An 11112-nucleotide genomic window follows, 5' to 3' on the forward strand; every position below is an offset into this window, starting at 1 on the left:
CGCGGGCACCACGAACACACCGAAGGGAACGTCCCCATGCCGTCCGCCGACACCCCTCCGCAGGGCTGCCCCGCCCACGCCGGCCGCCGTTCCTTCGTCAAGACGGCCCTGGGCGCCGGAGCCGCGGGCGCGGTCCTCGCCGGGGGAGGCGCGGCCCTCGCCGAGACGGGCGGCAGCACGGCACAGGCGGCCGGGGCGTCCGAGGAGGCGAATGCCGCCGCCGTGCCCTTCCACGGCACCCACCAGGCCGGAATCCTCACCCCTCAGCAGAAGGCCGCCGCCTTCGTCTCCTTCGACGTCATCGCCGGCGACCGCGCGGAACTGGCCGACCTGCTGCGGACCCTGACCCAGCGGGCCCGTTTCCTCACCGCCGGCGGTACCCCCGCCGACCTCGGGGTCGGTGCCCCGCCCTCGGACAACGGCATCCTCGGCCCGGTCGTCCCGGCCGACGCGCTCACCGTGACCGTCGGCGTCGGCGCCTCCCTCTTCGACGACCGCTACGGACTCGCCGAGGCGAAGCCGCGCCGGCTGACGCCCATGCGCACCTTCCCCAACGACAACCTCGACCCGGCCCAGTGCCACGGCGACCTGTCCCTCCAGATCTGCGCGGCCCGGCAGGACACCGTGCTGCACGCGCTGCGCGACATCGCCAAGCACACCCGGGGCGCGATGCAGATCCGCTGGCGTGTCGACGGCTTCCAGAACGAGCCGCGGCCCAGCGGCGCCCAGCGCAACCTGCTGGGCTTCAAGGACGGCATCGTCAACCCGGACGTCGCGTCGGCCCGCGAGATGGACCACCTCGTGTGGGTCGGCGACGGGCAGGGCGAACCCGGCTGGGCGACCGGAGGCAGTTACCAGGTCGTCCGGATCATCCGGATGCTCGTGGAGTTCTGGGACCGGGTCTCGCTGACCGAGCAGGAGCAGATGTTCGGCCGGCGCAAGGACACCGGTGCCCCGCTGGACGGCGCCAAGGAGACCGACAGCCCGAACTACGCCAAGGACCCGCACGGCACGGCCATCCCGCTCGACGCCCACATCCGCCTGGCCAACCCGCGCACCACGGCGACCGACGACTCCCGCATCCTGCGCCGGGGTTACAACTACGACCGGGGCGTCGACAGCGTCGGCGACCTCGACATGGGCCTGGTCTTCTGCTGCTACCAGCAGGACGTACGGCGCCAGTTCGAGGCCACGCAGACCCGGCTGATCGACGAACCCCTCGTCGACTACATCTCCCCGACCGGCGGCGGATACTTCTTCGCCCTGCCCGGCGTGCGCTCGTCCTCCGACTGGCTCGGCCGGGGACTGCTCTCGGCCTGAAGTCCCGTTGTCCCGGCCTGAAGTCCCGTCGTCCCGGCCTGAGATCCCAAAGTCCTGGCGTGAAGTCCCGCCTGTGTCAGAAGTGTTGACCGCACAGTGAAAGCGTTTTAACTTCCCTTCACCGGACACGCCGAGGTGAGGGGGAGCCGTGGCAACTGCTTTACGGGAACGAGCAGGTACAAAGGGGGTGAGCCCGGGTCGACGCGATCCTGATGGGGTGAAGCGTCAGCGTAAAGGTTTTCAGAGCCGGACGTTGTTCCTGCTCATGCTGCCCGGCGTCGCCTACTTCCTGCTGTTCCACTACGGCGCACTCGTCGGCAACGTCATCGCGTTCAAGGAGTACGTGCCGTTCGACGGCCTGTGGGGCAGCCCCTGGGTGGGCCTGGGCAACTTCCAGCGCATGTTCGAGGACGCGGCGTTCTGGGACTCGGTCCTCAACACCCTCTGGATCGCAGTCCTCCAGCTGGTCTTCTACTTCCCGGTGCCGCTCGGTCTCGCCCTGCTGCTGCACACCCTCACCTGGAGCTCGGTGCGCCGGTTCGTGCAGTCGGTGGCGTATCTGCCGCACTTCATCTCGTGGGTGATCGTCGTCGCGCTGTTCCAGCAGGTGCTGGGGGACACCGGCCTGCTCAACAGCGGCCTGAGCGGGGCCGGTCTGCACACCGTCGACATCATCGGCAACCCCGACGCTTTCCAGCCGCTCGTCGTCGCCCAGGTCATCTGGAAGGACGCCGGCTGGGGCACGATCATCTTCCTCGCCGCGCTCGCCCAGGTCGACGAGCAGCAGTACGAGGCCGCCGCCATCGACGGCGCCGGGCCCTGGCGGCGCTTCTGGCACGTCACCCTGCCCGCCATCCGCCCGGTGGTCGTGCTGCTGCTCATCATGCGGCTCGGTGACATCCTCTCCGTCGGCTTCGAGCAGATGCTGCTGCAACGTGACGCGGTCGGCCCGGAGACCGCCGAGGTCATCGACACCTTCGTGTACTACCAGGGCATCGTCGGCGGTGACTACGGATTCGCGGCCGCAGCGGGCCTGTTCAAGGGTGTCGTCGGCGCCCTCCTCGTCTACGCGGCCAACAAGGTCGCCCACCGCCTCGGCGAACAGGGGGTCTACAAGTGAGCGCGTCCGCCCGGCCCGGCTGGATGGAGAAACCCCGGCCGCTCACCCAGGCCGCGAAGGCCCTCGCCCTCGCCACGGTCGTGCTGCTGGTGTGCGTGCCGTTCCTGGTGATCGTGTCGACCTCGCTGGCGTCCACCCGGGAGGTCGTCGACAACGGCGGCTGGGTGCTGTGGCCCACCGAGCCCTCGTTCGACGCCTACCGCGACATCTTCGACGGCGGCATCGTCACCCACGCACTCGGTGTCAGTGCGGGCGTCACGATCGTCGGCACCCTGCTCAGCCTCGCCTGCACGGTGGCCCTGGCCTACGCGCTGTCCCGCCCGGGCGTCTTCGGCGGCAAACCGGTCCTGCTGCTGGTGCTGTTCACGTTCCTCTTCCCGCCCGGCATGATCCCGAGCTTCCTGCTCGTCAAGGAACTCGGCCTGCTCGACTCGTACGCCTCGCTCGTGCTGCCCGTCCTGGTCAACGTGTTCAACCTGGTCGTCCTGCGCGGCTTCTTCCAGTCGATCCCCGAGGAGCTGTACGAGGCGGCCCGGCTGGACGGGGCGGGGGACTGGCGGGTGCTGGTGTCGGTGGTGCTGCCGCTGTCCAAGGCCGCACTCGCCGTCGTCGGCCTGTTCTACGCCGTCGCCTACTGGAACTCCTGGTTCTACGCCTCGCTGTACTTGGAGAGCGACCACTGGCCGCTCCAGCAGGTGCTGCGCACCTATGTGGTGGCCGGTGCCGGACTCACCGACGCCACCACCGGCGAGGCCACCGTCACCGCTCCGCAGACCGTGCAGATGGCGGTGCTCGTGATCGCCACCGTTCCGATCCTGCTCGTCTACCCCTTCCTGCAGAAGTACTTCACCAAGGGCGTGCTCACCGGCGCCATCAAGAGCTGACCCAAGCCGACACGAGGTGATTCACCCATGCCCAGCATGTCCCGACGCACGCTGCTGCGTACCGTGGCCGCCGGTGGTGCCGCCGTCTCCGTCCCCGGTCTGCTGACCGCCTGCTCCTCCTCGGACTCCGGGGACAGCGACGTCTCCAACGCAGGCAAGAAGCTCGCCCCCTGGCCCGCCTACCGGCCCGCCGCCGGGCCCAAGCCCGACCTGGCCCCCACCGACGCCGGTGTCCAGGCCGGATACACCACCTACCCGTCCGACCTGGTCAAGTCCGTCTCCCGCACCCCGGGCGACGGCTCCACCGTCCGCGTCATGACCGTCTCCTTCGGCACCCCGCCCAAGCCCGCCTCGCAGAACCGCTTCTGGGCGGCCGTGGAGAAGGCCCTCGGCGTGAAGATCGAGTACACGATCATCTCCCAGGCCGACTACCAGAAGAAGATGGCGACGGTCATGGCGGGCGACGCCGACGCCCTGCCCGACATCATCAACATGTTCGCCGGCTTCACGCTGCCCCGTGAGGCGCAGTTCGTGCAGCGCCGCGCCCAGGACCTCACGCCGTACCTGTCGGGCGACGCGATCGTCGACTACCCCAACCTCGCGGGCATCCCCACCCACGCCTGGCGCGACATGGGCCGCATCGGCGGCCGCATCTACGGCATCCCGCTGGAACGCCCGCTGCCCGGCTCGACCCTCTGGATCAACCAGGACATGTTCGCCGACGCGGGCATGAAGGAGGGCTGGACCGCCGACGACTTCACCGCCGTGGCCCGGCAGGGCACCCGCGGCCGGACGTACATGCTCGGCGCCGCCAACGGCTCCCTGTTCGGCAACGGCTTCCACTCCGCCGCCCACAACGCGCCACAGCGCTGGGCCGTCACCAAGGACGGCACCTTCCTGCCGGCCGCCGCCGACGAGCGCTACAAGGCGTCCATCGCCTTCCAGGCACAGCTGCGCAAGAACGGCTCCTACCACCCCGACGCCACGTCCATCTCCCAGATCGACCTGACGACCCTCTACTACAACGGCACCGTCGGCTCCATGCAGGACGGGTTCGGCGCCTACCTGCCCAAGTACCGGGAGTCCCAGGGCAAGATGAGCCCCGCCGCGGCCCTGCCGTACAGCGTCGGCGGCGAGCCCGGCGGCATCGTCGCCGCCCGCCGCTCCTTCGGCTACACCGTCCTGAAGCAGGCCAAGAAGGAGCGCATCGAACTGCTGCTGCGCATCCTCGACTACCTCGCCGCGCCCTTCGGCAGTCAGGAGTGGGAACTCGTCCACTACGGCGTCGAGGGCGTCCACTTCACCCGCGCCAAGGACGGCTCGCCCGAGTTCACCAAGCTCGGCGAGGTCGAGAACAACACCAACCTGCCCCTCAAGTACCTCGCCGAAGGCCCCCAGGTGCTGTTCGTGCCCGGCATGCCCGACGCCGTGCGCGCCCTGCACGCCTGGCAGCAGAAGGTCGTACCGCACGCCATCCGCGACGCCTCCTTCGGGCTCCAGTCCGCGACGAACAACTCCCAGGGCGCCACCCTCAAGACCTTCCTGGACGACACGATCACCGGAATCATCGCCGGGCGCCTGCCCATGTCCGAGTGGGACGCGGCCGTGAAGAAGTGGCGGAGCCGGGGCGGCGACAGAATGGCCGAGGAATACGCCAAGGACTACGCGGCCAACACCTGAACAGCGGTGGTCGGAAGAGGAGACGCGGGGGATGGAGAACGACATGGGGTCCAAGGGACGGGTCACGATCCGCGAGGTCGCCGAGCGGGCGGGCGTGTCGACGGCCACCGCCTCCCGCGCGCTCAGCGGCAACCACCCGGTGCCCCCGGCGACCCGGGCCCGGGTCCTGCGCGCGGCCCGCGACCTCGACTACGTGGCCAACGCGCACGCCCGCGCCCTGGTCGGCGGCGGCCGCAAGATGGCCGCCGTCGTGGTCCGCCAGGTCACCAGCCCCTTCTACGCCCAGGTCGCCGAGGGCGTGGAGGCGGAGGCCGCCGACCGCGGCTGGCTCTGCGTGGTCGGCGCCACCGGCGGCGACGCCCAGCGCGAGATGGAGTTCGTGCAGCTCATGCGGGAGGAGGGCGCCCGGCTGGTGATCCTGGTCGGCGGGGTCGTCGAGGACGACGCCTACCGCGAGCGTGTCGCCCACTACGCCCACGCCCTCGACTCCTCCGGAGCCCGGCTCGTGCTCTGCGGCCGGCCCGCGCCCGACCCGGAGATCCCGGCGCTCGTCGTCGAGTTCGACAACGAGGCCGGGGCCCGCGCCATCACCGCCCATCTGCTGTCGGCCGGCCACCGCGGGATCGTCTTCCTCGGCGGACTGCCCGGCAACACCGCCCTCGACGCCCGCGTCGCCGGCTACCGGGCAGCCCTCGCCGAGCACGGGCTGCCACCCGAGGCCGCACACGTCGTCGACTGCGGACTCGGCCGGGCCGCCGGCCACCGTGCGATGACCGAACTCCTCAAGTCGGAACGGGAGTTCACCGCGGTCTTCGCAGGGGACGACATGGTCGCCGCCGGTGCCCTGCGCGCCATCGCCGACACCGGACTGCGCGTCCCCGGCGACATCTCCGTCGTCGGCTACAACGACATCCCGCTCGCGGAGGACTTCAACCCGCCGCTCACCACCGTCCGCACCCCCGCCGAGGAACTCGGCCGCGCCGCCGTGCGCATCGCGCTGCGCGACCCCGAGCACGCCGCCGGGGCCCACCATCTGCTCGGCACCCACATCGTCGTACGCGACAGCGTCGGCGCGCCCCCGCCCGGGCGCGCCCTGTGACCAACGGAGGAACCGCACCCGCATGAGCGCGCCGCACGTGTCGCTCCCCGACCCGACGCACCTCCCCAACCTGCCCCACCTGCCACCCCCCGACCCGCTGACCTCGCCCCTCACCGGCTGGACCCGCGCCCACTGGGAGGCCATCGCCGACCGCCTCCTCGACGCCCTGACGCCCTACGCCTCCCCGGGCCTGGCCCAGTACCGGCTGCCCGGCCCGCCCAGCCACTCCGGGCCCTGGTCGGACGGGCTGGAGGGCTTCGCCCGCTCCTTCCTGCTGGCCGCGTTCCGCATCGCCGGTGCAGGCGGGCAGGGCGTGCCCGGCCTGATCGAGCGGTACGCGGCCGGGCTCGCGGCCGGCACCGACCCGCACGGGCCCGACCGCTGGCCGCCCATCACCGACCGCTCCCAGCCCATGGTGGAGGCCGCGTCCCTCGCGATCGCCCTGCACGAGACCCGCCCGTGGATCTGGGACCGGCTCGACGACCGGGTACGGCAGCGGGTCGCCGACTGGCTCGGCGGCTTCGTCGGAGCCGTGGTCAACGACTCCAACTGGCGGCTGTTCCAGGTCATCACCGAGGAGTTCCTCGCCTCCGTCGGCGCCCCGCACAGCCGCACCGAGATCGACGCCGGCCTCGCACGCCTCGAGGACTGGTACCGGGGCGACGGCTGGTACACCGACGGCGACGGCCGCAAGTTCGACTACTACAACGCCTGGGCGCTGCACCTCTATCCGGTCCTGTGGGCCCGTATCGCGGGGCCGCGCGCCGACCCCCGGCTGGTGGCGGTACACCGCACGCGCCTGCGGTCGTTCCTCCACGACCACCAGCACTTCTTCGGCGCCGACGGCGCGCCGGTCCACCAGGGACGCTCGCTCACCTACCGGTTCGCGACGGCGGCCCCGCTGTGGGCGGGTGCCCTCGCCGACGCCACCCCGCTGCCGCCCGGCCGCACCCGCCGTCTCGCCTCCGGCGCGCTGAAGCACTTCGCCGAACGCGGCGTGCCCGACGCGCAGGGACTGCTCACGCTCGGCTGGTACGGGCCGTTCCTCCCCGTCACCCAGCGGTACTCGGGCCCGGCCTCCCCCTACTGGGCGAGCAAGGCCTTCCTCGGCCTGCTCCTGCCCGCCGACCACCCCGTGTGGACCGCGCCCGAGGAACCCGGACCGGTGGAGACGGCCGACGTGCGCCTTGAGTTACCGGCGCCGGGCTGGCTGCTGCACTCCACCGCCGCCGACGGGATCGTCCGGCTCGTCAACCACGGCAGCGACCGGCTGCCGCCCCCACCTGCAACGGCTGAGGACAGCCCGCACTACGCCCGGTTCGCCTACTCCAGTGCGACGGCGCCCGAGACACCGGGCCCCGACAACCACATCGCGCTCCTCGCCCCCGACGGCACATCCACCCCCCGCGGGCGTATCCACCCCCTCGGCGTCCAAGGCTCCCGCGCAGCCTCCTGGCACCGCGCCCTGCTCCCGGGCGAGGGCGAAGGCCACCGCATCGAGACGGTCAGCGTGGTGCACGGCCCCTGGGAGGTCCGCGTGCACCGCGTCGACGCGCCGCCCGGCACACCCGTGCGCGAAGGGGGCTGGGCCGTCGCCGACGACAGTGCGCCGCCGGTCGCGTCGACCGGCCCCGGCTGGGCGCTGGCCCGGCGCGCGGACGGGCTGACCAGCACGGTCGTCGGCCTTCACGGGTGGCAGGACGCCGGGACGGCGGTGGCACAGGCGGTCGGCACCAATGCCTGCGGCCACCACTCGGCGACTCCGTACCTCACCCTGCCCGCCCACCCGGGCGGCACCCACCTTCTGGTGACCCTGGTCGTGCTGAGCGCCGACCCGGAGACGAACGGCGACCCGCACGCGCGGCGTTCAGGACCACGCGTACGGGTCGCCGCGACCGGCGACGTGGAGATCCGCTTCCCGGACGGCACCCGGGAGCGGGTGCCGCGATGACCGGGTCAGGCCGCGGCGCGGCCCCGCGTCACCGCCTTCCTCACCAGCGGCCAGGCCAGCAGCAGCACGATCACCGCGTACACCGTCACCGCGAACGGCGTGTTGAACAGCCCCGTCACGCTGCCGTCGCTGATCTGGAGCGCGCGCCGCAACTGCTGCTCGGCGTTCGGGCCGAGGATCACGCCGATGACGGCGGGCAGCACCGGCAGGCCGTAGCGGCGCATGCCGAAGCCGATCAGGCCGATGATCAGCAGGATGACCAGGTCGATCACCTCACCGCCGACCGCGTACGCGCCGACCGCCGCGAAGAACATGATCCCGGCGTACAGGTACGGGCGCGGAATGCGCAGCAGCTTCGCCCACAGCGGCGCCAGCGGCAGGTTGAGCGCGAGCAGCAGCACCATGCCGACGAAGAGCGAGGCGATCAGGCCCCACACCAGGTCGGGTTCGCGCTCGAAGAGCAGCGGGCCGGGCTGGATGCCGTACTGCTGGAAGGCGGCCAGCATCACGGCCGCGACCGCGGTGGTCGGCAGGCCCAGGGTCAGCATCGACACCAGCGTGCCCGCCGCCGAGGCCGACGCCGCCGACTCCGGCCCGGCCACGCCCTCGATGGCGCCCTTGCCCCACTCGTCCTTGTGCTTGGACAGGCGCTTCTCCGTCACGTACGACAGGAAGGTCGGGATCTCCGCGCCGCCCGCCGGGATCGCGCCGAACGGGAACCCGATGAACGGGCCGCGCAGCCACGACTTCCAGGTCCGGTTCACATCCCCGCGCCCCAGCCACGGACGCCCCACCGGGATCGGCTCCGGCGGCCTGCGCCGCAGGTGCGCCGCCACCCACAGGGCCTCCCCGATCGCGAACAGACCGACCGCGACGATCACCACGTCGATGCCGTCGGCCAGTTGGAGCGAGCCGAAGGTCAGACGCTGCTGGCCGGTCATCTGGTCCAGGCCCACCAGGCCCAGCGTGAGACCGATCAGCAGGGAGGCGAGGCCCCGGATGCGGGACGAGCCCAGCACCGACGTCACCGCGATGAACGCCAGGACCATGATGGCGAAGTAGTCCGGCGCGCCGATGTCCACGGCCAGCTCGGCGACCGTCGGGGCGAGCGCGACCAGCAGGATCGTGCCGATCAGGCCGCCCGCGAAGTGCCCGACGGCGGCCGCCGCCAGGGCCTGCGCGCCGCGCCCGGACTTGGCCATGGGGTTGCCCTCCATGGCCGCCACCACCGCCGCGCTCTCGCCGGGCGTGTTGAGCAGGATGGAGGTGGTCGAGCCGCCGAACATCGCGCCGTAGTAGATACCGGCGAACATGATGAACGCGCCGATCGGGTCGAGCCCGTACGTCACCGGCAGCAGCAGCGCCACCGCCATCGCCGGGCCGATGCCGGGCAGCACGCCGATCGCCGTGCCGAGCAGCACTCCGATCGCGGCCCAGAGCAGGTTGACCGGGGTGAGGGCCGTACCGAAGCCGTCCAGAAGGGAGTTGAAGGCATCCATGTCACAGCACTCCCATCAGCGGACCGCCGGGCAGGGGCACTCCGAGCAGGTTGTTGAAGACGACGTAGGTGACGAGGGACAGCCCGGCCGCGATGAGCGGATCGCGGTCGATCCTGCGGCTGCCGAGCGCGAACGCCGCACCCCAGAACAGCAGCGCGCCGGCAATGGGAAAGCCGAGCGGCTCGATCAGCACGGCCGAGCCGAGGAACACCCCGGACAGCAGCAGCACCGTGCGCCAGTCGGCGGGCTCGGACAGGTCGATGTCCTCACCGCCCTCGGCCTGGCCCCGGCCGCCGCGCAGCACGTCCACGGCGAGCAGCGCGGCGATCACCAGCAGGCCGGCGCCGACCACGACCGGCACGGTCTTCGGGCCGACCGGGCCGCGCTGGGCGATGTCGACGTCCATGGTGAGCGCGTCGGTCAGGACGAGCACGCCCAGGACGAGCAGCAGTGCGCACACGCCGAGTTCGGAGTGCTCCCGCAGCCACGAGCGCTGCTCGCCCTGCTCCGCGGGGGGAATGTCGGTGGTCTGCGTCGTCACAGTCCCAGCTCCTTCAGCACCGAAACCACGCGCTTGTCCTCGGCGTCGAGGAACGCGCCGAACTTCTCACCGGTGAGGAAGGCGTCGTCCCAGCCGTTCTGCGCCAGGGACTTGCGCCATTCGTCCGAGCCGTGCAGTTCCTCGAGCAGCCGCACGAGTTTGTCGCGCTCTCCGTCGGTCAGTCCGGGCGGGGCGACGATGCCGCGCCAGTTGGTGAAGTTCACGTCGTACCCGGCCTCCTTCAGCGTGGGCGCGTCCAGCCCCTCGACGCGCTCGGGGCCGGTGACCGCGAGGAGACGCAGCTCGCCCGCCTTGATCTGGTCCAGGTACTCGCCGACGCCGGACACGCCGAAGGCGACCTTGTTGCCGAGGATCGACGCGAGCAGCTCGCCGCCGCCGTCGAACGGGATGTAGTTGACCTGCTTCGGGGGGATCCCGGCGGCCCGCGCCATCAGCATCGGCGCGAGGTGGTCGGGCCCGCCGGGCGACGAGCCGCCGCCCACCGGGAGCTTGCCCGGGTTCTCCTTCCAGGCGCCGATGAGATCGTCGATCGTCTTGTACGGGGAGTCCTTGGCGACCACGACGACGTCCTGCTCCTCGGTGAGCCGGGCGATCGGCGTGGTGTCGCCGAGTGTCTTCGGCGCGTCGTTGGAACGGACGGCGCCCACGACCCCGAGGCCCATGGACATGGCGAGCTTGCCGTTGCCGTGCTCGCTGACCAGCCGGCTCAGGCCGACGGTGCCGCCGGCGCCGGGCAGGTTGAACACCTCGATGTTGTGGGTCAGTTTGGCGTCCTCGGCGTTCTTCGCGGCCGTCCGGGCCGTGATGTCGTAGCCGCCGCCGGGCGTGTTGGGGACCATGAAACGCAGGCCCGGGATCTGTGTGCCGGTCTCGGAGCCGCTGCCGGTGGTCAGCAGCGGCGGTCCGACGAGCACGAGCACGGCGGCCCCGAGCAGGGCGAGGGGGGTGCGCAGGCGCACGAGTGCCACCACCTGTCGGTACGTCGTTGCGGGTAGGT

General features: G+C 71.7%; 9 protein-coding genes. 6 read left to right on the top strand and 3 right to left on the bottom strand.

Annotated features, from left to right (window positions below; translation table 11 throughout):
* Positions 1-36: 36 nt before the first annotated feature.
* From efeB to MQE23_RS39220, 6 genes are all read left to right on the top strand, one after another.
* Positions 37-1320, top strand: coding sequence for an iron uptake transporter deferrochelatase/peroxidase subunit (efeB, locus tag MQE23_RS39195; RefSeq protein WP_037673234.1), 1284 nt, complete (start codon positions 37-39; stop codon positions 1318-1320).
* A gap of 265 nt (positions 1321-1585) precedes the next feature.
* The gene (locus tag MQE23_RS39200) at positions 1586-2440 is read left to right on the top strand and encodes an ABC transporter permease subunit (protein WP_037673232.1); all 855 of its coding nucleotides are present in this window, start codon (positions 1586-1588) and stop codon (positions 2438-2440) included.
* Positions 2437-3324 carry a carbohydrate ABC transporter permease gene (locus tag MQE23_RS39205; protein WP_037673227.1) on the top strand — a complete coding sequence of 296 codons (888 nt, stop codon included), beginning with the start codon at positions 2437-2439 and terminating at the stop codon, positions 3322-3324. The genes MQE23_RS39200 and MQE23_RS39205 overlap by 4 nt, the downstream gene beginning before the upstream one ends.
* 27 nt (positions 3325-3351) lie before the next feature.
* Entirely contained in the window at positions 3352-5004 is a 1653-nt protein-coding gene (locus MQE23_RS39210; protein WP_020276682.1) for an extracellular solute-binding protein, read from the top strand.
* Positions 5005-5047: 43 nt separating this feature from the next.
* Positions 5048-6103, top strand: a complete 1056-nt coding sequence (locus MQE23_RS39215) for a LacI family DNA-binding transcriptional regulator (protein WP_037673230.1) — start codon at positions 5048-5050, stop codon at positions 6101-6103.
* A 22-nt stretch (positions 6104-6125) separates the two neighbouring features.
* A complete protein-coding gene (locus MQE23_RS39220; RefSeq protein ID WP_243381611.1) occupies positions 6126-8054 on the top strand; it encodes a DUF2264 domain-containing protein in 1929 nt (642 codons plus the stop codon).
* A gap of 5 nt (positions 8055-8059) precedes the next feature.
* Here MQE23_RS39220 and MQE23_RS39225 read toward each other — a convergent pair whose 3' ends face one another.
* Genes MQE23_RS39225 through MQE23_RS39235 form a run of 3 tightly spaced genes read right to left on the bottom strand, consistent with a single transcriptional unit; the run spans position 8060 to position 11074 of the window.
* Positions 8060-9553, bottom strand: coding sequence for a tripartite tricarboxylate transporter permease (locus tag MQE23_RS39225; protein WP_020276678.1), 1494 nt, complete (start codon positions 9551-9553; stop codon positions 8060-8062).
* Between the two features lies 1 nt (position 9554).
* The gene (locus tag MQE23_RS39230; RefSeq protein WP_020276677.1) at positions 9555-10094 is read right to left on the bottom strand and encodes a tripartite tricarboxylate transporter TctB family protein; all 540 of its coding nucleotides are present in this window, start codon (positions 10092-10094) and stop codon (positions 9555-9557) included.
* Entirely contained in the window at positions 10091-11074 is a 984-nt protein-coding gene (locus MQE23_RS39235; protein WP_037673228.1) for a tripartite tricarboxylate transporter substrate binding protein, read from the bottom strand. The genes MQE23_RS39230 and MQE23_RS39235 overlap by 4 nt, the downstream gene beginning before the upstream one ends.
* Between the last annotated feature and the right edge of the window lie 38 nt (positions 11075-11112).

The organism is Streptomyces sp. HP-A2021 (assembly GCF_022807935.1).
In the GTDB taxonomy this organism is placed as follows: Bacteria; Actinomycetota; Actinomycetes; order Streptomycetales; family Streptomycetaceae; genus Streptomyces; species Streptomyces afghaniensis.

Bases quoted from the DNA above. Each gene is read 5' to 3' on its own strand.
- MQE23_RS39200 (WP_037673232.1), top strand. From the start codon at position 1,586: ATGCTGCCCGGCGTCGCCTACTTCCTGCTGTTCCACTACGGCGCACTC.
- MQE23_RS39210 (WP_020276682.1), top strand. From the start codon at position 3,352: ATGCCCAGCATGTCCCGACGCACGCTGCTGCGTACCGTGGCCGCCGGT.
- efeB (WP_037673234.1), top strand. From the start codon at position 37: ATGCCGTCCGCCGACACCCCTCCGCAGGGCTGCCCCGCCCACGCCGGC.
- MQE23_RS39215 (WP_037673230.1), top strand. From the start codon at position 5,048: ATGGGGTCCAAGGGACGGGTCACGATCCGCGAGGTCGCCGAGCGGGCG.
- MQE23_RS39220 (WP_243381611.1), top strand. From the start codon at position 6,126: ATGAGCGCGCCGCACGTGTCGCTCCCCGACCCGACGCACCTCCCCAAC.
- MQE23_RS39225 (WP_020276678.1), bottom strand. From the start codon at position 9,553: ATGGATGCCTTCAACTCCCTTCTGGACGGCTTCGGTACGGCCCTCACC.